Source organism: Salinivibrio sp. IB868, assembly GCF_001995655.1.
GTDB lineage: Bacteria > Pseudomonadota > Gammaproteobacteria > Enterobacterales > Vibrionaceae > Salinivibrio > Salinivibrio siamensis.
In genome coordinates this window covers 383737-407496 of record NZ_MUEW01000001.1, presented here as the reverse complement: position 1 = coordinate 407496, position 23760 = coordinate 383737, and the positions used below count along the sequence as shown (strand labels likewise).

At 50.0% G+C, this 23760-nt stretch carries 19 protein-coding genes; 10 read left to right on the top strand and 9 right to left on the bottom strand.

Features of this window, described 5'->3' with window-relative positions; genetic code table 11:
- Positions 1-14 precede the first annotated feature (14 nt).
- Genes BZG20_RS01795 through BZG20_RS01785 form a run of 3 tightly spaced genes read left to right on the top strand, consistent with a single transcriptional unit; the run spans position 15 to position 2258 of the window.
- Positions 15-1343: an anaerobic C4-dicarboxylate transporter gene (locus BZG20_RS01795; protein ID WP_046073405.1), complete on the top strand. Its 1329-nt coding sequence runs from the start codon at positions 15-17 to the stop codon at positions 1341-1343.
- A gap of 28 nt (positions 1344-1371) precedes the next feature.
- Positions 1372-1863 carry a GNAT family N-acetyltransferase gene (locus BZG20_RS01790; RefSeq protein WP_074212882.1) on the top strand — a complete coding sequence of 164 codons (492 nt, stop codon included), beginning with the start codon at positions 1372-1374 and terminating at the stop codon, positions 1861-1863.
- Positions 1860-2258, top strand: coding sequence for a VOC family protein (locus BZG20_RS01785; protein WP_077577929.1), 399 nt, complete (start codon positions 1860-1862; stop codon positions 2256-2258). The genes BZG20_RS01790 and BZG20_RS01785 overlap by 4 nt, the downstream gene beginning before the upstream one ends.
- Positions 2259-2341: 83 nt before the next feature.
- Here BZG20_RS01785 and BZG20_RS01780 read toward each other — a convergent pair whose 3' ends face one another.
- Positions 2342-3259 carry a hypothetical protein gene (locus tag BZG20_RS01780; RefSeq protein WP_077577928.1) on the bottom strand — a complete coding sequence of 306 codons (918 nt, stop codon included), beginning with the start codon at positions 3257-3259 and terminating at the stop codon, positions 2342-2344.
- Between the two features lie 486 nt (positions 3260-3745).
- On the opposite strand from BZG20_RS01780, the gene katG reads away from it, so the two are divergent.
- From katG to yqfB, 3 genes are all read left to right on the top strand, one after another.
- Positions 3746-5923, top strand: a complete 2178-nt coding sequence (katG, locus tag BZG20_RS01775) for a catalase/peroxidase HPI (RefSeq protein WP_077577927.1) — start codon at positions 3746-3748, stop codon at positions 5921-5923.
- 181 nt (positions 5924-6104) lie between these two features.
- Positions 6105-7472: an anaerobic C4-dicarboxylate transporter DcuC gene (dcuC, locus tag BZG20_RS01770; protein ID WP_077480766.1), complete on the top strand. Its 1368-nt coding sequence runs from the start codon at positions 6105-6107 to the stop codon at positions 7470-7472.
- A gap of 92 nt (positions 7473-7564) precedes the next feature.
- A complete protein-coding gene (gene yqfB / locus BZG20_RS01765; protein WP_077577926.1) occupies positions 7565-7879 on the top strand; it encodes a N(4)-acetylcytidine aminohydrolase in 315 nt (104 codons plus the stop codon).
- A gap of 89 nt (positions 7880-7968) precedes the next feature.
- On the opposite strand, the gene BZG20_RS01760 is transcribed toward yqfB, so the two are convergent.
- The 3 genes from BZG20_RS01760 to budA are packed head-to-tail and all read right to left on the bottom strand — an operon-like array spanning position 7969 to position 11253.
- Positions 7969-8727, bottom strand: a complete 759-nt coding sequence (locus tag BZG20_RS01760; protein ID WP_077577925.1) for an SDR family NAD(P)-dependent oxidoreductase — start codon at positions 8725-8727, stop codon at positions 7969-7971.
- A gap of 25 nt (positions 8728-8752) precedes the next feature.
- Positions 8753-10435, bottom strand: a complete 1683-nt coding sequence (gene alsS / locus BZG20_RS01755) for an acetolactate synthase AlsS (RefSeq protein WP_077577924.1) — start codon at positions 10433-10435, stop codon at positions 8753-8755.
- 41 nt (positions 10436-10476) lie between these two features.
- On the bottom strand, positions 10477-11253 hold the full coding sequence (budA, locus tag BZG20_RS01750) for an acetolactate decarboxylase (protein ID WP_077577923.1): 777 nt from the start codon (positions 11251-11253) through the stop codon (positions 10477-10479).
- A gap of 194 nt (positions 11254-11447) precedes the next feature.
- On the opposite strand from budA, the gene BZG20_RS01745 reads away from it, so the two are divergent.
- Positions 11448-12365, top strand: a complete 918-nt coding sequence (locus BZG20_RS01745; RefSeq protein WP_077577922.1) for a LysR family transcriptional regulator — start codon at positions 11448-11450, stop codon at positions 12363-12365.
- On the opposite strand, the gene BZG20_RS01740 is transcribed toward BZG20_RS01745, so the two are convergent.
- Together BZG20_RS01740 and BZG20_RS01735 are read right to left on the bottom strand one after the other, a co-directional pair.
- Positions 12362-13420, bottom strand: coding sequence for a hypothetical protein (locus BZG20_RS01740; protein WP_077577921.1), 1059 nt, complete (start codon positions 13418-13420; stop codon positions 12362-12364). The two genes, BZG20_RS01745 and BZG20_RS01740, sit on opposite strands and share 4 nt — an antisense overlap.
- 124 nt (positions 13421-13544) lie before the next feature.
- Complete coding sequence (locus BZG20_RS01735; protein ID WP_046073393.1) at positions 13545-14594, bottom strand: hypothetical protein; 1050 nt, start codon at positions 14592-14594, stop codon at positions 13545-13547.
- A gap of 330 nt (positions 14595-14924) precedes the next feature.
- Between BZG20_RS01735 and BZG20_RS01730 the strand changes: the two genes are divergently transcribed.
- From BZG20_RS01730 to BZG20_RS01720, 3 genes are all read left to right on the top strand, one after another.
- Positions 14925-15704 carry a winged helix-turn-helix domain-containing protein gene (locus tag BZG20_RS01730; protein ID WP_077577920.1) on the top strand — a complete coding sequence of 260 codons (780 nt, stop codon included), beginning with the start codon at positions 14925-14927 and terminating at the stop codon, positions 15702-15704.
- A 306-nt stretch (positions 15705-16010) separates the two neighbouring features.
- The gene (locus BZG20_RS01725; protein ID WP_077577919.1) at positions 16011-17498 is read left to right on the top strand and encodes an aerolysin family beta-barrel pore-forming toxin; all 1488 of its coding nucleotides are present in this window, start codon (positions 16011-16013) and stop codon (positions 17496-17498) included.
- 138 nt (positions 17499-17636) lie between these two features.
- Positions 17637-18608, top strand: a complete 972-nt coding sequence (locus BZG20_RS01720; RefSeq protein ID WP_046073390.1) for a sugar ABC transporter ATPase — start codon at positions 17637-17639, stop codon at positions 18606-18608.
- A gap of 10 nt (positions 18609-18618) precedes the next feature.
- Here BZG20_RS01720 and BZG20_RS01715 read toward each other — a convergent pair whose 3' ends face one another.
- The 3 genes from BZG20_RS01715 to BZG20_RS01705 form a co-directional block, all read right to left on the bottom strand.
- A complete protein-coding gene (locus BZG20_RS01715) occupies positions 18619-19173 on the bottom strand; it encodes a sugar O-acetyltransferase (RefSeq protein ID WP_046073389.1) in 555 nt (184 codons plus the stop codon).
- 210 nt (positions 19174-19383) lie between these two features.
- Positions 19384-21813 (bottom strand): M9 family metallopeptidase, encoded by a 2430-nt coding sequence (locus BZG20_RS01710; RefSeq protein ID WP_077577918.1) that lies wholly within the window; start codon positions 21811-21813, stop codon positions 19384-19386.
- A 121-nt stretch (positions 21814-21934) separates the two neighbouring features.
- Entirely contained in the window at positions 21935-23737 is a 1803-nt protein-coding gene (locus tag BZG20_RS01705) for a Na/Pi cotransporter family protein (protein ID WP_241828689.1), read from the bottom strand.
- Positions 23738-23760 lie beyond the last annotated feature (23 nt).

Below are 23760 nucleotides of genomic sequence, written 5' to 3'. Positions count from 1 at the left end.
AGAGAGGTGAGGGTATGTTGTATTTAGAGTTCTTGTTCTTACTGCTAATGCTGTATATCGGCTCCCGATACGGGGGCATTGGGCTGGGCGTGGTCTCAGGGATTGGCTTGGTCATTGAAGTGTTTATCTTCCAGATGCCGCCAACGTCACCGCCTGTGACCGTGATGCTGATTATTCTTGCGGTCGTCACCTGTGCCTCTATTTTGGAAGCGGCAGGTGGCCTTAAGTATATGCTGCAAGTGGCCGAGCGATTATTGCGTAAAAATCCAAAACGCGTCACCTTGATTGCGCCGTTTGTCACCTATGCCATGACCTTTATGCTTGGGACCGGTCACGCGGTGTATTCCATTATGCCGATTATCGGTGATGTCGCGCTGAAAAATGGTATTCGTCCGGAACGCCCAATGGCGGCGGCGTCGGTTGCCTCTCAAATCGCGATTACAGCCTCGCCGATCTCTGCAGCCGTGGTCTATTACCTTGCCCAGCTTGCCGATATTCAACATGACATTACGTTAGTCTCGATTTTGTTGGTGACTATCCCCGCCACCTTGTTTGGTACCTTGCTGATGTCTCTGTACAGCTTGCGCCGTGGCAAAGAGCTGGATGACGATCCGGATTACCAAGCGCGCTTACAAGACCCCGAATGGCGTGAGCGAATCGAAAATACCACCGCGACGTCACTTGATGAGGTGTTACCTCGTTCGGCCCGCAATGCGGTACTGCTGTTTATTGGTGCCATCGTCACCATTGTGATTATCGCGATGTGGCCAGAGATCCGCACAGTGGCAGGGGAGAGTAAGGCCATCAGCATGTCGGTGGTTATTCAAATGATGATGCTCTGCTTTGGCGGGATCATCTTACTGGCGACCAAAACAGATCCGCGTAATGTGCCGAATGGCGTGGTGTTTAAATCTGGGATGGTGGCGGCCATTGCTATCTTCGGGATTGCTTGGATGTCAGACACTTACTTCCAATACGCGATGCCGCAATTTAAGTCGGGAATTGTGGAGATGGTCACTCAATATCCGTGGTCTTTTGCACTTGCCTTGTTTATCGTGTCAGTGGTTGTTAATTCGCAAGCCGCGACCGCACGGATGATGTTGCCGGTGGGTCTTGGGTTAGGGCTCGATCCTGCGCTGCTTATCGGTATTATGCCGGCCGTGTATGGGTACTTCTTTATTCCCAACTATCCTTCAGATATTGCGACCGTGAACTTCGATGCATCCGGCACCACCAAAATTGGTAAATGGTATTTCAACCATTCATTTATGGCGGTCGGCTTAATTGGCGTGGTGAGCGCTTGTGCGCTCGGTTATGTATTAGGGCAGATTTTTATCGCCTAATACACAAAAGGATTTAAAGGACACAAGGATGCAAGTGAGACGTGCCTCGGTTGAGGACTTGGATGCCATCTTCGCCCTGAATGTACAAATTGGTGACATGCACCATCAACATGCGCCGCATCTGTTTGCAACGCCTGGCCCAAGCGGTCGGGCGTTTTTGCAGCAAGCGCTGCAAGAAGCGGATAAGTACTTTTGGGTGGCAGAGCATCAAAACAAAGTGATTGGCTTTTTGTCGGCAAGGCTGGAGTCGTTTGAACACATTCCTCATCTGGTCGACGATCCCATGTGTCATGTGAATACCATTGTGGTTGACCGTGATGCGCGAGGAACCGGTGCAGGTAAAGCGTTAATGGCGGCCTGTACCCAATGGGCGAAAGACAATCATGCCACTGTGATTAAACTAGAAGTGATGACGTTTAATCAGGATGCGCAGGCGTTTTACCATGCGCTGGGGTTTACCCCAGACTCTATCACCATGATGCAAACATTGAATTGCGAGCCGGAGGCGCCAGCACAATGATTGATAAAGACACCGTGATGCGGGTGGCACGACCCACCGACAATTTGGCCGACATTACCAACATGTATTGTGATGGGCTGGGGTTTGAGCTATTGGCGACGTTTTCTGGCCATAATGATTTTGATGGTGCCATTATTGGTCACCCACATCATAACTATCACCTTGAATTTACCCATCATCGCGGCACCCATGTCGGTCCAGCACCGTCACAGGAAAACCTGTTGGTCTTTTACTTGCCGGATCACGCTGCATGGCAGACTGCGTGTCAACAAATTGAAGCCGCTGGGTTTAAACCTGTGTCGAGCTACAATAGCTACTGGGATAAAGACGGGCGTACCTTTGAAGATCTGGACGGTTACCGTGTGGTACTACAAAACCGTAAGTGGGCGTATTAAAAACGGCAAGCCAACAATCGACTTGCCGTGTTGTCTACAGATGGGCCAATACTCCCCCGTTAAATAAAGGGAGCAGAGGATGATTACTTAATCGCGTCCGCTTCTTGTTTTTGACGTGCGCGATGTGCCGGACCAAAGCAGAACTGAATTTGGTCCGCACTCGGTGAAGCGGGTGTTGTGGTGCCATCCAGCCAGTCATCCCAGCTTTTCACAAATTTATCGGCGAGCTTCTCCGCGGCACTTTCATTCCACAGTCCACCTTTAAAGGTCAGTTCCATCACATTCACAGTGATCTCAGTTTTGTACTGATCTTTAGGCGCACCTTTACCTGAGCTGTGACTGCGCTCCATCATCATAAAGGTTTGCTGAATACCGACGACAATGTCCGTCCCAGTCGCGTTCATGGTGTTTTGGACAAACAAGGTTTTAGTGTTTTGGGTATTCACTCGGCTAGTACACGCCTTGGCAAGGTTCACAATACTGTTTTTAATCAGCGGAATATCTTGCTCAGTGATCCCGTCGTAGAGGCCAACGACTTTATCAATCAGAGAGTTGTAGTTCTCTTCTTCGTAATGCACCGTGGTGCGCTCTGATTGGGTGACATTAAAAAAGGGCACTTTAAGAATGGAGCTCACAAACTCCTGAAACCCTTCGGCATTCTTGTCATTATCTGGGTCTAGCGGATTCCAGCCGGTGCGGCTTTGAGCTAAGCCTAAAATGCTCGATACCGCGTTACCGGTAGACTCGGTAAGCAAGCGAACAATCTCACTGTGATTGCCAGCGCTAATGGCATCATCCAATTTCTTACCTTGCGCCGATTCTGTTTGCGCATTTTTACCGGCACCGATGGTATTTTGACCTGATACTGTGCTGTCGCCATCGCGCGGTACCGCAAAGAGCGCGCTGTGCTGCAGTTGCTGTTGGTTAGAAACCAAATTTTGGTGGTTATTCAGCCAAGTATCAAATTGGGATGTCAGGTTTTGTGCATCTGAAGCGTTCATAATTGTGTTCCTAATTGCGACGATGTGAATCGTGATTGAATGATCTTCAATCGCTAGGGCAACAACAAAATCCTGCCTGCAAAATTAGGCTAGTCTGCTTTGTTTTATTTTCCATCAGTCGACGAAGATAATCTTCTATGGGGAATGGGACTCTGTCGTTATAGATTGAAATATAATGCCTTTTTCTTGACGTCGATTTGACGAAGTCATGCTGCTATTGTGTTTTGATGACAACACAAGGCGTTAGGAAATGTCGTGTATATTTATCAATGCATTAACGGTGTGGCATTAAGCGTATGCTGACTGGTAACTGTGGTGGCAGCAATCACAGTAATTGGCAAAACAGATTAGCGCGGATGTCTAATGCCTATTAACGTTGTATTAGTCGGGACAATCAGACACTTCGCCTGATTGCCTATTAACGCAATGCGCAAGCTGATTCGCTGTGAAGAAAGCTTGTCGAACAATAAGAGCAAGGAGAAAGCAATGTCTCAACAAGGCTCAACGTCGGTCGGTCAATGCCCCGTGATGCATGGTGGCGCAACATCGGAAGCGATGGCACACAAAACCTGGTGGCCAAACGCGCTAAACCTCGACATTCTTCATCAACACGACAGTAAAACCTCTCCTTTTGATGATGACTTCGATTATCACGCCGCGCTTAAAGCTCTCGATATCGATGCATTAAAAAAGGATGTGAAAGCGTTACTGACCGAGAGTCAGTCTTGGTGGCCCGCCGATTGGGGACATTATGGCGGCTTGATGATCCGCATGGCATGGCACTCCGCGGGGAGCTATCGCATTGCCGACGGCCGCGGTGGCGGTGCTACCGGTAACCAGCGTTTTGCGCCTTTAAATTCATGGCCGGATAATGCCAACCTCGATAAGGCCCGCCGCCTGTTGTGGCCTATCAAGAAAAAATATGGAAACAAAATAAGCTGGGCAGATTTGATCTTGCTGGCGGGGACGATGGCGTATGAATCGATGGGCTTAAAACCCTATGGGTTTGCATTTGGCCGCGAGGATATTTGGCACCCTGAGAAAGATACCTACTGGGGCGCAGAGAAAGAATGGCTGGCGCCAAGTGATGCTGAGAATAGCCGCTACTCTGGTGAACGCGATCTGGAAAACCCATTGGCAGCGGTGATGATGGGGCTGATTTATGTCAACCCAGAAGGGGTAGATGGCCATCCGGATCCGCTTAAAACCGCGCAAGATATGCGTGTCACCTTCGAGCGCATGGCGATGAACGATGAAGAAACGGTCGCACTCACCGCAGGTGGCCATACAGTCGGTAAGTGTCACGGCAATGGCGATGCGGAACAGCTCGGCCCCGAGCCGGAAGGCGCAGCGATTGAAGAGCAAGGCTTAGGGTGGAACAACCATCAAGCGCGTGGCATTGGTCGCGATACGGTCACCAGTGGCATTGAAGGGGCGTGGACCACCCATCCCACGCAATGGGATAACGGCTACTTTTATCTGTTGTTTAACTACGAGTGGGAATTGAAGAAAAGCCCAGCAGGTGCGTGGCAGTGGGAGCCCATCGACATCAAAGAAGAAGATAAACCTGTCGATGTGGAAGACCCTTCCATTCGTCGTAATCCCATCATGACGGATGCCGACATGGCACTCAAGATGGACCCAACCTATCGCAGCATTGCGGAGCGTTTTTATCAACATCCCGAGCAGTTAGCGGATGCCTTTGCTAAAGCTTGGTTTAAACTCACGCACCGCGACATGGGGCCTAAATCGCGTTACATCGGCCCAGATGTGCCAAGTGAAGACTTGATTTGGCAAGACCCTGTACCGGCAGGACGCACCGATTATGACGTCGCGGCGGTAAAAGCGGATATTGCCAACAGTGGCCTGACACTGGCAGAGAAAGTGACGACCGCATGGGACAGTGCGCGTACTTATCGGCAATCTGATAAACGGGGTGGGGCGAACGGCGCGCGGATCCGCCTAGCGCCGCAAAAAGATTGGCAAGGGAACGAGCCGGAGCGTCTAGCGAAGGTGGTTAACGTGCTGAGCAATATAGCCCAGAAGCACCAGATTAGTTTGGCCGACACCATCGTGCTGGCAGGCAACCAAGGCATCGAAGAAGCAGCAAAGGCGGCTGGCTTCCCCGTCGACGTTCCCTTTGCACCCGGACGTGGTGATGCCACGCTTGAACAAACCGATGTGGCTTCGTTTGAGGTGTTAGAACCGGTTGCAGATGGGTTCCGTAACTGGCTGAAAAAAGACTACACCGTTCAGCCTGAAGAGTTACTGCTCGACCGTGCCCAATTGATGGGACTCACGGCCCCTGAAATGACGGTGCTACTGGGAGGTATGCGCGTACTGGGTACCAATTATGGTGGTGCGCCGGAAGGTGTGCTGACTGACCGAGTGGGGCAGCTAAGTCATGACTTTTTTGTCAATCTGACAGACATGGCGTATCAATGGAAACCCGTCGGCCGCAACCGCTATGAAATCATTGCGCGCGACTCTGGTGCGGTGAAGTGGACGGCAAGTCGCGTCGACTTAGTGTTTGGCTCTAATTCAATTTTGCGCGCTTATGCCGAGTTTTACGCGCAAGATGATAACCAAGCCAAGTTTGTACACGATTTTGTGGCGGCGTGGGTGAAAGTGATGAACGCTGACCGTTTTGATCTCCACCATTAGCCGATGACTTAACTAAGACAAACTGTGATCGCCAAGCCGCCTTTTATTGATAGGCGGCTTTTTATTTGTCTTAAATCAAGCTCGGGTTTGGTTGTTGTCGTGCTACAGGCAGGGGTTTAGTACAGTGAGCTGAGTAAATTCCATCCCATTCTTTTATCTTTATCATCTGGCGGAGTGAATTATGCTAGAACTGCTCATTGGGCTCGTTGTAACAGTGGCTGTGGGCTACTTCATTGTCAAAGGCTATCGTGCTGCAAGTACCTTGCTAACCGCAGGGATTTTATTACTGATTATCACCGGGTTAATCGGACACAGTGTGCTGCCAGCTAAATTAACGTCGACGGGCAATCTGTTTACCGACTCGCTTGAATACGTGAAATACATGCTGCAATACCGAGGTGGCGGCCTCGGGATGCAAATTATGTTGTTGTGTGGCTTTGCGGCCTATATGTCGCACATTGGTGCCAACAATGTGGTGGTGAAACAGTTCTCTAAGCCGCTATCGGTGATCAAGTCACCCTATGTGCTGCTCGTAGCGGCTTATATCGTGGCATGTTTAATGTCGCTGGCAGTCAGCTCTGCAACTGGGTTGGGTGTCCTTCTGATGGCCACCTTGTTCCCGATGATGACCGCGATGGGCATTTCTCGTCCTGCCGCCACCGCGGTGTGTGCCTCTCCCGCTGCCATTATTTTGTCACCTACGTCGGGCGATGTGGTGATTGCGGCGGAAAAATCCGGGTTGCCTCTCCATGTGTTTGCGGTTGAAACCGTATTGCCGGTCTCTATTTGTGCGATCATCGTGATGGCAGCAGCGGCGTACTTTTGGAATAAATATCTGGATAAAAAAGAAAACACGCCGATGGAACGTGTGGATGTCTCTGAGATAGAAACCCACGCGCCTGCTTATTACGCAGTGTTGCCGTTTTTACCCATTATCGGAGTGTTCCTGTTCAATGGGAAAACCATCGAGGGGCTGTATCTTGATATTTATACCATCGTGGTCTTGTCGATCTTCTTGGGGGCATTGGTGGACTTTGCTACCAAGAAATTTGATGGTAGAAGAACGCTAGAAGATCTCGACGCCTGCTACGAAGGCATGGCGGATGCCTTTAAAGGCGTGGTGATGCTGTTGGTGGCTGCCGGCGTATTTGCCCAAGGCTTGATGTCAATTGGTGCGATAGACAACTTATTGGGCTTGGCGGAAAGTGCGGGTGCAGGCGGTATCGCGCTGATGTTGTTGCTAACCCTGCTCACTGTAGCGGCTGCGATTGCGACCGGGTCGGGCAATGCGCCTTTCTATGCGTTTGTTGAACTCGCGCCCTCGTTAGCCGCGAAGATGGGGCTTAACCCAGCGTTTTTGATTATCCCCATGTTGCAAGCGTCTAATTTAGGTCGCACGGTTTCGCCTGTATCGGGAGTGATCGTAGCGACATCTGGGATGGCAAAACTCAGCCCGTTTGAGGTGGTTAAACGCACCTCGGTGCCAGTTCTCTGCGGATTAATCACCGTGATTATTGGAACGCTTGTATTGGTGCCGATGATGGCGTAACGTCACAAGGCATGGAAAGCCCGCGTGCAAGTGCGCGCGGGCTTTTTTAATCGTATCGCACTATAGGCCAACACGGTTTGGAAGAAAACAACATGACTGCCCCGACCAAAATCACCTTTTTCTCCACCTTAACGCCCATGGTGGCCGCCGGTGTTAAAACCATCACTATTCGCGATGAGTCCGAAAGTCACTATCAACCTGGTTCGCGTGTCGCGGTGCATCAGCTAGAAACCGATCATTATGTGTGTGACATTGTAATCGACAGCGTTGTGCCGTTAGCGTTCGAGGACATTGATGCCCGCCATGCGGAACAAGAAGGGATGTCGCTAACTGAGTTGAAGGCGCTGATTTTGCAAATCTACCCAGAACGTCCTCCGTTGTTTGTGATTGATTTTCATCTGGCTTAACAGCTCGCGCGCTCGCAGCGCATGGACTGACAGTGCGCCATGAAAAAAGCGCCCGGTAACACGGACGCATCGCGACGCTTGGTGATTTCTCAGACGATTTTGGGTTGACCATCCGAGGCGGTGGCGCCGCCATCAACGGGGAGGTTAACACCGGAAATAAATGATGCATCGTCACTGACAAGAAATGCGACCGCAGACGCGACTTCTTCAGGCTCTGCCGGACGACCTAGTGCGATACGTTCATTGAACTTTTCCCGCACCGATTCGGGCCAGCCATTGGTCATGTTGGTCTTGACCAAGCTAGGACAGACGGCATTAATGCGCACGCCTTGAAGGCCGTGATCGAGTGCCATGGCACGTGTCAAGTTCACAACGGCGCCTTTGGCGGCACAGTAAAAAGCCGCGCCCCAATCACCGCCTAGGCCTGATACTGATGCCGTGTTTACCATTGAACCTTTGGTTTTAATTAACTCAGGCATGGCGTATTTGGCGCAAAAAACCACACCATCAATATCTACTCCTGATACTTTCTCCCAGTCAGCCAGAGTGCCGTCAATGACCGAACCAGGCGTATGCACCCCTGCGTTATTGATCAGCATATCTAGCTGCCCAAAGTGGGATACCACTTCTTGAATCATGGCTTCTACCGCTTTTGGATCTGACACATCGACAGAGAGCTTCAAGACGCGATCAGCATCGTATTTTGCTGCAGTGTCATTTAATGCCGCTTGGTTCCAGTCTGCAATGGCCACTTTGGCACCTTCTTGATAGAGGCGGTCGGTAATGGCTGCGCCAATGCCGTTGGCTGCGCCAGTAATCAATGCGACTTTTTGGTTAATACCTTTCATTGTGTTCTCCTTTTTATCTGATTGATCAAGCAAATACCGGATCCATACTGCCGGCCTCACGCGGGGCCATTAGCTTGTAGTTGTCACTGTAATCGACGGGGATCGCGATCACGGCGGGTCCTTCGGTGTCCATGGCTTGCTTCAATTGACTGGCAAGATCTTCTTGGCGTGTGACCGCAAAACCTTTGGCACCAAACGCCTCGGCGTAGGCTTTAAAGTCAATCGGGCCGAATTTCACACCGGAAAAGCGCTGATATTTTTTGACCTCTTGCATCTCTACCATGTTGTAGGCGTTGTCCACCCAAATAATGTGTAGCAAGTTGCATTTGAGGCGCACAGCAGTTTCAAGCTCCATGCTTGATTGCATAAACCCACCGTCACCGGAAACGGACACCACTTTGCGATCGGGATTGAGCAAGCTAGCACCAATTCCCCAAGGAAGGGCGACGCCCATGGTTTGTTGGCCGTTCGAGACCAACAATTGACGGGAACGGAAGCAGTTGAGGTAACGAGCAATCCAAATGTGGAAACTACCCATGTCCAAGCACAAGGTTGTGTCTGGGGTGATCACATCCTGCATCACTTTGATTAGGTGTAACGGATGCAAAGCAAACTCTTGGTGTGAATGGCTATAAGCACGAATCGCTTGACGTTGGTGGGCGACTTCTTCGAGCACATCGACGGTGGTAGATGGCATCAGCCAGTGATGATCGAGCTGCTCGGTGAGTGCTTTCAGGGTTGGCTCAATTTGGCCAACGAGCTCAACGCTGGGGCGATAGTAATGCTCGATTTCCGCAGGCTCGACATCAATATGCACGATGTCTGTGTGTTGGGTATTCCAAAGCTCAGGATCGTATTCAATCGGGCTAAAGCCAATGGTGATGATAAGGTCTGCATTTGCGAGCAATAGATCACCGGGCTGGTTGTTGAACAAACCCACCCGACCCGCAAAGCGCTGGTAGTAGCTGATATCAACAGTACCTGCCGCCTGATAGGTGCCGAGAACGGGTAATTGGGTACGATTGAGCAGAGTACGAATAGCGGCGGCATTCTCGGGGCGGCTGGCTTGTAAGCCTAGGAGAAACACAGGATTTTTCGCTGCTTTGATTTTATTGGCTGCCTCGCTGATGGCTCGCGTATCTGCCATGCCGGGCTGGGCGGGGAAGGTCGGTGCGAGGATATCACTTTCAACGGGTTCGTTGAGAATGTCCATGGGCAGACTGACAAAGGCAGCGCCGGGGCGGCCGCTTTCTGCTGAGCGGAAGGCATTGGCAAGGATCTCAGACGCAGCAGTGCTGGCTTGAACCTCGGCGCTGTATTTGGTGACGGAGCGGAATACGCTCACTGTATCAAGGCTTTGGTGGGTTTGTTTTTGTTGATCGGCCCGTTTTACCGCGCCCCCTAATGCGACCAAGGGATCGCCTTCTGAGGTTGCGGTTGCCAGACCGGTGACCAAGTTGGCACAGCCTGGGCCAGAGGTCACCATAGTCACACCCGCCTTACCGGTTAGACGGCCGACGACGCCTGCCATAAAGGCGCCATTCGCCTCGTGACGAATGGGGATCATCTTGATGTTGGTGTCTTCAACGGCGTCAAAGAGACGGTCGATTTTGGCGCCAGGAATACCAAAAATGTATTCTACACCTTGTTGTTCTAGGTGATTTGCGATCAGTTGTGCGCCATTGTCCCACTGTGTTTTTGTAGTCATGTTGGGCTCCTCGTGAGGTTGTCTCCCAATGGGAGGTGATATTATTTTTCTGCTTGTTCGATAGCGGTGTGTATGTTGTCCGAGGTTAAGTTCGCGTCGAGGAAGCTGGCATTGGTCGGAAGATCAATCACCAGTTTAGAGACCCGCCCAATTTGCAAGGTACCACAAGCCAATTCGTAGTCTTGGACATGGCCACCGCCTTGGCGTGTGTCAGTGATAAAGTGCTCGTGATAGCCAGCGACATTGATCCCTTGGGTGTATTGTGGGCTGCGGAAGCCAGCAATCACGCCATTGACATGGTCAAAGCGAAACTCAGGTTGTGCAGCGATGGCCTCAAGCATGGGTTTGTACGGCGGCGTTTGTTTGGGCACAGTGCGAGTGCGAACATGCTCAAAGGCACCATCGATACGAACCGCACAAAAAATATTGTCGCTTGGCACCAAGCTATCGATGACATCATGCAGCTCTTGGCGCGACATGGGGTGATCAAAAGTCTGGCTGATCTCTGGCTTGAAGAAGGTCATGACCGCAAAGGGGGTCTTTTGGTCCGGGTCGGCATGACGCGCCGAGCCATCACCGCGCAGCTGGAATATGGTTTTATCAAAGGCGATGAGCTCACCGTCGAGTTGGTTGAATGTGCCGAGGCCGAAGTCGCCATGTTTGAGGAGATCGGCCATGGTGGTGTCGCCCTCGTAGATGCCATCAATCAAGGCACTCATCAGGGAGGTTTGATAGATTTCGCCTTCACCCGTGTGTTGGTGATGCTCAACGTAGGCGGCCGCAATGTGCTCGGCACAGTGGCAGGTTTGGGTGCTCATAAAGCGTCCTCGTTAACCGTATTTAACGACCGTTCTGATAATCAAACGGTTCGTTGCGTGAAACCTATAGTTATGATGCGAGCTGACGTGAATAGCATCCAATACAAAAAAGGTTGGCTTTGATATCGAAAAGATATGGCACATAAAAAACGTGGTAAGATACTGAATATCAGAGACTTCTCAGAGGTAGAGTCATGGAGCTAAGGTATTTACGGTATTTTGTAACGGTGGCAGAGTGCCGACACTTCACCCGCGCAGCCGAAAAATTGGGCATTGCGCAACCACCACTGAGTCAACAAATTAAAAAGCTAGAGCAAGAGGTGGGCGTGCCTTTGTTTGAGCGTTTGTCGCGTGGGGTGGCGCTAACGCCGGCCGGTCAGGTGCTTTATGATGATGCGGTGAAAATCTTGGCGCAGTTGGATCACGCCGTGCAGCGGGTCAAACAAGTGGCGCGAGGAGAGCGGAATCAACTACGGCTTGGGTTTGCCAGCTCCACGGTGGTGAGCCAAGCCGTGTTAGAACTGGTTCGGCGATTACAGCAAGCCCATCCAGAGATTGATTTTCAACCAATAGAGCTGCCCATGCCTTCTTTGGTGGAAACCTTGCGTCAGCAGGATGTCGATCTCGCCTTTCTACGCTTACCATGTTATGCCAGTGAACACGTGGCGCACACGCCGCTGTTTCCTGACCCGTTTAAGCTAGTGGTGCCCGCTAATCATGCCTTTGCCAAGCAGCAAAGCGTGACGTTGTCACAATTGGGCGATGATCCGATTATTCTGTTTCCACGTGATATTGGCCCAGGGTTACATGATGCTTTGGTGGACGCATTAAAAGGAGCAGGACTGGCGCCCTCGAATGCCTCGTTGGCACCGCAATTACATTCAGCAACGGCAATGGTGTCAGCGGGGTTTGGTATTGCCTTGGTACCTGAATCATTGACCACACAGCTGAGCGATCATGTCGCTGTCGTCGCGGTTGAAGATATGCCGTTAGTCAGCCACGTCGTACTCGCGTGGCAGCGCACCAATACCGCTCAGGGTGTGCGTCGGTGTATTCATACCGCACGTGAACAAAGTGAACGGTTAGCGTCAGAGGCCTTCATGGGCGACTAAGATTGCTGAGCTGCACGTTGCAGAAATTCCAACTGCATTCGCTCTTGCTCACTCATTTGATAGGGCTCGTCGGATAACTGTCCGGTGTCAAAAACACCGAGTGAATAATGATCCTGTGGGCTGATGCCAAATTGTGCCCGCTCACCGGGATAGCCCGACATACGCTCAATCACCACGTCTTTCAGTTGCCATTCATCGCCATAGCCACGCATCGAGGCTCGAAAAGCGCGTAGCTCTAGCGTTTGCTCGCCCTCACTGAGGCGTGTCTTATTGGTTAATACCGCAACGGGTTGATCGTCAGCAGTAAATAGATTAGCACGTACCCGATAAATACCGCCTTTGTCGATATCCAAAACGAGCGGGATAACCATATCCGGCCCGCGGCCGAAAACTGGCTTCACCCCTTTCACTTCCGCAATGGGCTGATAAAGACGAAAGTCGGCGGTGAGCACATCGTCGCCCCCATCAAAACTGAGGGCTGCTTTAAGGCGAAGCTCGACAGGCCAATCGGCTTCGGGCTCAATGTTCCACTGTGTATCTGTGACATCGAGGTGGGTCAATTCCCGATTAGCCTCGACATCAATGACCGACAAAGTCGCGTGATTAAAAGAGGCAGGGGTGACCAGTGAGGCTTGGATATTTTCTGGATAAAAGTAACGGTATTGGTTGAGCTTTAATGCCGCTTTCACTGAGCCATCGAGAATTGGCATTGGGGTCGAGATATGTTGATTCCAGTGTAAATACGGGCTTTGTTTTGATGGAATGGGGATCGAGTAGTCGGGATGCTGGATTTGCTCTGCATAATCGGCGGCAATGTAGCTCAGTGTCGGCGCCATCGAGGTTTTCATCACATCGGGCTCGGCAGGTTGAGCTTGTGCTTTGTGGCGCGTGGTATCAGAAAGGGAGGAGGCGGCTTCACGCATACTCGGGGGCGAAGGTGTGTGGCCACGTTCGGTCGTCGTTTGATGTGTCAGCGTGTCTGGTGCATCTAGCCATAAATACGCTGTCGTTCCCATTGATACGACCAAGGTTACTGCGAGCAGCAGTCTAGTCATAGTAATCCCTAATTAATGTGTTACAGCCACGGTAGCACAGGAAAGAAAAGCGAATAAATCCAACCTGCTGCCCTTATCTCGATGAAAGGGCAGCTTTGTTAATCACGTCACAGCCTGTCCGAAATCATTGTGGGAGGGCATGAACCAGCTCCGACAAGGTGTCACGGTCTGAATCACGGACATAACGGTACTTCTTACCAAACCAGCCATCTTCGTCAATGGTCTCGACAGCGATACGAGACTGATCGCCGAGCTTAAGCTCAGGATCGGTGGCTGTTACTTTGCCTTTATGCCAAGGATTAAAGATAGTCAGATGGCTATACTTATCGCCCATCAATAGCGGGTAGTGTGAGGGCATAAAGCGTCGAACCCCTTTGTGGACATAATCTAATTGGCCATCAAACTCAATGGCGGTTGAACAACTATCAAATGCATCGACATCGGCGGCACCACAGGCCGAGTGGGCGGCGACCACGCCATCGTCGCTGCCTGGTATAAAGGGTGATGTCGCCCCTAAGAAGTCAGAGCCATTGCCCACGAAACGAATACGCGGTACACGGTTATCAGGCCACATGGCGAGTTGGCGCGCGTTTGCCACTTTCAAGTCGTTCAGTACGCCGATATTGTCTTTGCTGGGGAGTTGTCCCATCCACAGTGACACGGCTTTTTTCATCGCATGATTTAGCCAACCACCACCTTCAGCAACATTCACCGCGATGTTGGCCAGTTCAACGCCGCCGCCTGCGCCTGCAAAGTCAAAGGTGCCGACAATGTTGAGTGGCTCGAGCCCTGCGTTATTCAGCCAGTTTGCTTGGTTGTCTAACAGGTAGCGTGCCACCAAGTCGCCGGTAGAGTGGGTCACTAAAATGCAGCCGGACAGACAGGTTTTTTGCTCGGAAAGCGTTTTTAATGCAGGCCATAGATAGTCTGATGCAATCTTTCCTTCGATCCGCTCGTGAGCGGGCCAATCGACACGGGCATCAGCATGCTGTAACCAGTAGTTTTGCCAGTAGTCTGAACCATCTACGGCTACTTGATCACGATCTGGTCGGCTTTGTAGTTGATCGGGTTGAAAGCCATGGATTAAAACGACTTTGTAGGGTCCTATGGCTGCAAAACTTGCAGCAGAGAACAATGCAGAGAGGATGAAGAGTGTTTTATAAATATATTTCATTATTGTTGCCAACCTGTTTTGAGTAAACACTCAGTATTTATAGCTGATTATAAACTCATTGCCATAGTAATAAATGGGTCAGCAAAAGAAAATTTAAACGAAAAAAGAAGAAAGCACCCTATCCATACCCTTGTTTTGTATAGTAAATGACCGTATTTTGTGTGAAGAGACATCAGCTGAACCCAGTATTAACCATATATTGTGAGGGGTTAATATTTTTATGAATAAACGGGTTAATCACATCATTTCTTGAAATGTGATCTTGTTTCTAAATAAAACGATGTTTATCGCACTAAATAACTGATTGTTTTATTATTAAAAGAAAAAACTATGATTTATTTCGACAATGTCGCAAGGAAACTCCACAACGATCACAAGTCAACTCGAATTGGATTTCGCGAGACGCTTGTCCTTGAGTGCCTTCTGCAGCACGCACCGCAAGCCGTCAGTAAGCAGACGCTGATCTGTTATAGCTGGGGGAGTGAGTACATTGGTCAGACGTCGCTGGCTAAATCAGTCAGTGCTTTGCGGCGCGCCTTGATCGCAATAGGTGCAGACGCTTCATTGGTGGTCACGGTCCCTAAGTATGGCTACCGATTAACACAAGGCATGATCGCTCATCATACCGCTGAGCCCGCATGTAGTGGGGTAGATGACGTTACGCCATTACCTCAACCTTCCCTCCCTCAAACAGGGCGATCCTCACACCCTAAGCCATCAAGTCCGGCTCAGCGTAAAGTGCCTCTCTACCGGCAGTGTTTGTTGATTGCGATAACACTATTGCTGTGCGTGGCAACAAGCGTGTTTGTGGTTGGAAAAATGAATGGATGGCGGTGGAGTGATTGGGTTCAGCGAGGAGGGTTAAATCAAAAGCGTGTTGGGGCGCTTTACGTGTTTTACCCGCCCGGTAGTGAGCTCGGCTTTTCTATAGAGCAATTTTTAACTCATAGCCAGTGTAACTGCCTTGTTTATATTGAAAAAAGACACAAGTACTCCACCTTTCTTTTTGTTTCAAAGCAGACCCATCGGAGCACTTTTATTCGATACTCTCCGCTCAATATTATTCATGCGACACAAAAAATAGATGAATTTCTTCAGCAGGAAAAATAATACGCTAGATTCATAAGCAACAACTAAATTTATTCTCATGCCCAAACATGATGTTCTGATAGGCTAAAAATAGAGCCTTAACTCTATTTTCATCACCAGCTTCCTCCCTTATTTTATTGAATGAAAATCACATTGAATATTTGGTGTTTTTTTGAATGCCTAGCGGTAACTTTATGAAGTTTAGGAGGAATTAATTTCAACGCTTTTCATTATTTTTTATTGAACCGTTATGAAAGGGTAAGGGCTGCGACGACCATGACAGTCGCACTATGACTCTTATTTAAGGTTCAATAAGGAATACGTCAAATGGCTAATACAATACGTGTAACGGCGCTCACTGTGTCCAGCCTATCAGTACTGGTTTATGCTGGGCTCGCGCAGGCAAATATTTATCCTGATCAAATTGTGCTCGATAACTTAGGTGATGACCAATGTCGCGCGAATTACCGCCCCCTTACTGCCGATGAAGCAAGCACACATCGTCATTTTCTGATGGATCGCATGGGACAGTGGCAGATTTCCGGCCTAGCAGGTGATTGGGCCATTATGGGCAGTGGATACAACGGTGAAATCAAGCAATACGGCCAGACGGCCGATACTTGGTGTTATCCAGAAAACGATGAGGGCGAAATTCCTCATTATGCTGCCAAAAGCATCCCTGAGGGCACAGAACTTGATATCCAGTATGCACTCGTGAATAACCGCAGTGAGTTTGTTAAACCACTGAGCTATCTCGCGCATTATCTCGGTTATGCATGGGTAGGTGGCAACCACAGTGACTATGTCGGTGAAGATATGGACGTCTGGCGCTCAGGTGATAAGTGGCATATTCGCGGTAATAATGACGGGGGCTGTGATGGCTATCGTTGTAGTGATAAGACCACTATCACGGTCGATAATTTTGCTTATACCCTCAATGATAGCGATTTCTGGCACGGTGATGTGGTCGAGTCTGATCGCCAGTTAGTTAAAACTGTTTCAGCGGTAGCACGGAATAATACCGATATTGATCAACAGGTTGTGGTCGATCTTAAAGTCGATGAATCCACCAGTTGGGAAAAAACCAACACCTATGGCTTTTCACAAAAAGTGGAAACTGAAAACAGTTTTGATTGGCCGCTGGTGGGTGAGACCAAGTTAACCATTTCTTTTGAGGCAAACCAAAGTTTTGCCAGCAGCAATGGCGGCGCGAGCAGCGAGCAAGTGACCTTGCAAGCACGTCCTTTCGTTCCAGCACACTCAGAGATCCCCATCCGTGTTGAGTTATATCGCTCAAGCATTTCGTATCCTTATCGCTTCGGCGCAGACATCAGTTATGACGTTAACTTTAACGGTTTCTTGCGCTGGGGCGGCAATGCATGGCACTCCCATCCAGACAATCGCCCTACACATGACCATACCTTCACCATGGGCCGCAGTAGCCAGCCGTCTGCCGATATTGCCTATCAGTGGCATCATCGTTATATCCCAGGTGAAGTAAAATGGTGGGACTGGAGTTGGGCCATTGAGAAATACGGCCTACAGAGTATGCAATGGGCAACAGGCAAAAGCTTACGTCCTTTCTACTCCCACGTATCTGGCGATTTCTATGCAGAGTCACAATACGCGGGCACTATCGAAGTCGGACAAGCGAAGTCGCAAACCTCTCGTCAAACGCGCAGTAAGCGGTCTGCGACGCCCATGGCAAGTCATGATAGCGCAAATGGGGTGGAGCTCATTTCCAACTTTGATTCGGATGAGTTGGCCGCACTCGGATTTGAAAATGCTGAACTGACGATTAAACCTGCTCAGTAAGCCGAAAATGCAGGCAATCAGCAAACGTGCCGCACCCAAGAGGTGCGGCTTTTTTTCAGGTGGCGGGTGGGGGAACGTCTCACTTCAAAATCTTGTTCTACAGTTGTAGAAGGTTGAACTCGGCGTCAAGGAGCCATAATGAAACTCTATTTACAAATCCTGGCCTTCTATTTGATGAGCGTTGCACCCACTTGGGCTGCCGATGTACTGCTGGTTCAGAGTTATCATAAAGAATACGGCTGGGATGAAAGCTATATCCGTGGGCTTGAAAGTACGCTTGGCGATGATGTGACGCTACATACTTTTGAAATGGATACTAAGCGCTTACCCAGGTCTCAGTTTGACGCGCAAGCAGATAAAGCGTTGGCGCTTTATCAAAAGATTAGCCCCGAGGTCGTTGTTCTTGGAGATGATAATGCGTTGAGCCATATGCTGCCGAGACTGAGAAACGAAGATATCGATATAGTGTTTTTAGGTATTAACTCCAATCCACGTCGATTAATGGCGAAATACGCCGGTACGGCGCGAGTCACTGGTGTGTTGGAGCGTCCCTTGTTTGCTCGCAGTATGAAAGAGATGAGCGAATTATTAGGGAAAGATCAAATGAAGGTAAAAATCCTCTTTGATGCGGGCACCACGGCGACGATTGCAACCGATCACATCGCCAACCAATATGAAGATTTGAAACAACAGCTGGGTATCGATGTGACCATCGAAAATCACCGCTTGTTTTCGTCTTGGAAAAACTCAGTAGAGCAATCCGATGATTACGACGCGATTGTGGTTGGTTTATACCAAATTATCCGCAATGAGTCGGACAAAGTGGTTGATGCCAATAAAGTGCTCTCATGGACTAATGAAAACAGTGAGACACCTTTGTTTGGCTTTTGGGACTTTTCGGTCGGGAAAGGCCAAACTGCTGGCGGGGTCGTGCTATTTGGCGAATCCCAGGGTATACAAGCGGGCAAATACGTCAACCGCGTGTTGGCGGGTGAAGAAGCCTCGGAAATTTCGGTTATTCATGGCAAAAAAGGGAGAGCCATTTATAGCGCCACAGAATTTGAGCGCTGGGGGCTGACTCCTCCGACACATTGGCGAAATATCGACTAGTTTGTCTGTCTCACTTGCCATTGAGCGTTTTTATATAGTGAGCGGGTGTGCCACCGTAAAGACTGTCAGGTGGCACATCTTGTTTCACCACGGCGTTTGCTGCAATGACACTGCGCGCGCCGATCGTCACGCCTTGGCAGATCACCACATTGCCGCCAATCCACACATCGTCTTCCACCACGATGGGTTTGCACCAGGTCTCCCACGATCGGCGGCTTTGATAATCGAGAGAGTGAGTGGGAGTGTAAAACTGGGTATTGGGGCCAATCAGCACATGGTCACCGATAGTGATCGGAGCGCCATCGAGCATAGTGACATTCATATTGATTAAGCTATTGCTGCCAACCCGAATGGTCTCACCAAATTCACAATGGAACGGCGGTTGGATCACCGAACCTTCGCCGATAGCACTTAATAACTCGCGCAGCAGTTGCTGCCTTGTCGTCGTCTCTATTGTTTGATTGAATGCCAGTAAGGTTCGTGTGGCATGGTCTCGCCTGATATCAATGGATCCATCACTGTCATCGAAGACAAGTCCTTGGCACATTTTTTCCCATTCGGTCATGGTTTCTCCTTATTATTCGTGAACAGTGATACAAGACCAGTCATGACGGCATTATCTCAGTTTGTGGGAGCGTGAAAACAGAAATCATTCCTTAAGCGTTTTTCCTCTTTCTATTATTTTCCTCCTCCTATGGAAATCGAACAAAAAAGCGCCACTCGGCAGTGGCGCTTGGTAGAATTTTTTTAGTGCTTAGTGCTTAGTGCTTAGCGATCAGCGAAAGTAAACACGCACATCGGTTTGGCTTCGGCTTCCATCACCCGTGAGCAGCAGGTGCAGACGTTGCTGATCACGTAAATCGACCTCGATATACTGGTTGCTGCCCGGCACGTCTGAAACGGCTTGATTTTGTGCTTGCGTTGGCCAGTAATCCTCGGCGGCGAATACGCTCAGATCGCCCGCGTCACCATCCGCCATGACCCACACTTGTGCTTTGGTTGCGCCTTCAGGCACATCGGCATACAGGTAACGACGTTGATAAACGCTGATGCTATTGGGACTCGCGACGTTAAGCTGAGCCGGGCGCAAGTCATCGGTGCCAGCCGGTGTTTCAGGCTCTGGCGTTGGCTCGGGATCGACTTGGCCTTCCGCATTTACCGCGACGGTGACATCAGTAAAGTCTCCACGTCCGGTGACACTTAAGGTATAGCGGCCTGGTTCTACATCATTAAGCGTCACGGTCTCATGACTGGTTTGGTTCCACTCAGTGGCATCAAAATCGTAATAGTGCGCTTGACGACCTTTCGCCACGTAGAGATCCGCGTTTCCTTGCCCCGCAATGCTAAATGTAAGCGCATTGGCAGGCTGAGCAATATCAATCTGATACAGGTGCTCACTGTACGCTTGTCCACTGATGGTGACCGTTTGTCCCAATGATAGCGTTGTTACCTCTGGCTGCTCTGGCTCGGGATCAGGGTCTGGACGTGGTGGTTCACCGCCACCGGTGTTATCCAAGGTGTTCAGCCACTGCGCAAAGGCCTGGTCATAACGATGGCCATAGTCTTTGACTAAATTTGCCCACTGCTCGAATTTCCCGGAGCGCCCGGCTTCAAGCAAGGTTTCTACAGCATCTGGATGCTGTTCAAACAAGAAGCGTACCGCCAAATAGCCCCAGCGATATACGCGGTTCACATCATGCTGGTAGGTGGTGGCAAAGACTTCACTGAGTGAATAGCCGCCTTCTTTACCCAAGCGTATGGCGTCGGCATAGTCATCGCCATGGGCCATATACTCCGCAAAGCCTTCAAGCCACCACACTGTATGACCGTGGCGAAGCACGTCGTTGAAATCGCCGTACATATTAAAGCGCCCATCCAGATAGTGAACGTACTCGTGCTCAAGGTTCCAAATGGAAAGCGATTGGCCATTATCATTACGGTACGCGATAAAACGGGCTTGGTTATCTGGATCGGCAGGGTTACCTTCTAAGTATTGGCCGCCATTGTCCGTCGAGTTACCAAACAAAAATGAGGAATAGGTTTTGTAGTCGGACGGGTTATCAAATACCACGACTTCAACACTGTCGTTTAGATCATCGGCGACGGCCTGATAGCCTGAGTTCACGGTTTGATGGAAGGCGACTTCTTTTTGATGCAGGCTTTCGCATGCTTGTTGCGATTGGGCCTGTGTCATGCTTTGTGAGCGAATGATCGCCGGGCCTTCACATTGGTGGCGATAAGGTACCACTTTGGCTTCCAGTGTCGCTTTGGCGTCAGACAGACCTAATTCGGTCATTTTATCGGGGGCGTAAGCATCCACCATTTCTACCATGCCTACCCAAACCGCGTCGTTTTTGCCGCCCAGTGGGAAACGGGGTAACAGGTCGCGATAATGACTCATCACACGATCTCGCACGCTGGCTTGTGGCGCCATCAATAGCCGCCCCATTTCACGGACGGTATTCGACACCAATAGTGCACCGTGCTCGCTGTTGGACAGTTGTGGGTTATCCAACACGAATTGATAGAGACGGTCAATCAATGAGAGATCGGCAGCAAGCTCGTCATAAAAGGCCTGACGTGATTGGTGGCCTGCCATGGCACGGAAAAGGTTATTCAGTGCATCCGCGTAACGGCGTTCATGTAAGCGATCTTGCCTGAGGTTTTCAAGTAGTTGAATTTGTAGGTCCAAAGTTTGCGGTAAACGCTTGATGCTATCGGCCATCAGCGTTAAGCCATGCAAGGCATCGGTTTGGGCGCTACCTTTTGCCGTTGCGTAGGGTGAGCGCAAAAAAGTATTGATGGCATCCGCAAGGCGGTCGTCTAGTGCGTCCGAAAAGTCGGCGTTCGCTTTATCACTATAAAAGCGAACATAGTAGGCGGCGCGCACATACTCGGCTAAGTTAGCAATTTGGCGGGCTTGGCTGTCATCCCCTTGATAATTGGCAATGGTCTGCGCGAGGCGCTGCGTCACTTTGTTTACAAAGGTTTCTTGGTAGACGTTGTGATATCGAATAGACGTGGTGTCGTACCAGCTGGTAAAGCAACTGCGTTCAGCACTCATAATGGCTTGGAGCGGCATGTTACTGGCCGCTAAATCGGCAATGTCACATTGAGCATCAGCCCATGCACTGGTGCTACTAAAGGCAGCAAGCGCAATGAGTGCCGATAGAGTTTTGGGTCGGGAAGGAAATAGTGTATACATTTCAAGCTCCTAGATATGATTAGGCGGAGCCGTTATAACGATTTTCCCGACACTATTGGTTTAATCAGCCTAAAAATTAGGGCTTGGTTCCGTTTTCTTTTTAAAGTCTGCTAGTGACGTATCACTGCGGGTCTTTTTCTCGCAGGTGTAGTTTGGCGATCCGTTTCGTCACTGTATACACGCGCTTTAGCGATTCGGTCCACTCCATCTCGATACTAAAAAGTTGCAAGCGGTTGGTGTCATGCTCTACCAAGCGCTCGGCTTGATGGGCAAGCACTTTATCCAATAGCGCGTTAAGCGCACGTTTGGTATGCAGTACTTGTTTCGCGCGTTTATTATCACCACGTCGAATGGCATTCACGCTATCTAGCAGCGCATGTGTGACTTTTTCTTGAATATTATCAAGGATTTCACGCATTTCATCACTGATATCGATCTCAGCATGCAGTGATTTATCCATGATGGGCACCAAGGTGTCTTCAATCAGATCAGCAATGCTCTCAAGCTGATCGGTCATGCTAATTAGGGTGATCTGTCGGTCACTCTGTGCTTGCGTGAGAGGCTCTTTACGCAATCGACCGAGATAAAAAAGCACATGTCCGTGCAAAATATCGACTTGATGCTCAAGCTCATCGATTTTCTCTAACGCATGATTAGCCGCTTCTCGCTCTTGCTGGGAAGCTAATTTAGAAGTGAGAGGCGGGAGTGCATTCATCATATTGCAAACTCGGCGTCCGATGCGTCCAATCTCGAGCTGGGCTTGATCCATGGCAATATCGGGTGTCATCAGCAGTTCTTTGGAGAGATATTTCGGCGAAACAATCGGTTGTTCACTTGGTGCAGGCTTACGAGTTTTAGGGACAATCTTCTTTGCAAGCCAAACAAACCCGCCGATAAACGGCAACATGACAAGTGTATTGACGACGTTGAATAGGGTGTTGGCATTGGCAATTTGACGAGGAAGTTCAGCCCCTAAGCGTTCAACGCCCGTGAGATCAGGATGGCTCGGCGACAGTGCGACGCTCCAATCACTCAAAACACTGATCAATGGAAGCCATATCAACACCCCGATAATATTAAACAGAATATGCACACTGGCGGTTTGTTTGGCCTCCCGCGATTTACCGATAGCGGCGAGGAGGGCGGTCACACAGGTGCCGACGTTGGCGCCCATTGCGAGTGCGATCCCGCTTTCAAGCGAGATAAAGCCTTGCCCCGCAAGGACGATGACAATCCCGGTTGTCGCAGATGAAGACTGCACTAATGCGGTAAACAAGGCCGCAAGTAAAATGGCAAAAAAAGGATTGTGCATTTTCGCCATGGCATCAATAAATGGCTGATAATCGCGCAGAGGCGACATTGCCTCACTCATCACATTCATCCCTGTGAAGATCAACCCCAATCCGAATAGCATTTTACCGTATTGCTTGGTTTTATCGGCTTTGGCTGTAAATTCAATTAAAAAGCCGATAGCGACCATCAGATAGGCAGCTTGAGTGATTTTAAAGGCCACAATCTGGGCGGTAATGGTTGTCCCGATATTGGCCCCCATGATCACCCCAGTTGCTTGCGCGAGCGACATTAACCCTGCGGAAATGAAACCGATGAGCAATACGGTGGTGACAGAAGAGGATTGAATGGTGGCTGTGACTCCCGCGCCCGTTAAAACACCGGCGACACGGTTGGTGGTGAGTTTGGCGAGTAAGGATTTGAGTCGGCTTCCAGCGGCGTTTTTCAGCGCATTAGACATTTTTTCCATGCCATATAAGAACAGCGCTAAGCCACCGAGCAGCCCCATCAACATGGTGAGGGTGTGGAGCGAAGACGCGTTCGTGTTCGCTGCCCATGCAAGGGTGGGGAGTAGAAATAAGAGGATGGCCAAACAGCGCCATTGCCATGTATTACTCAACGCGGTTAGTCGCATTTATCGCCTCTACATTGCTAGAT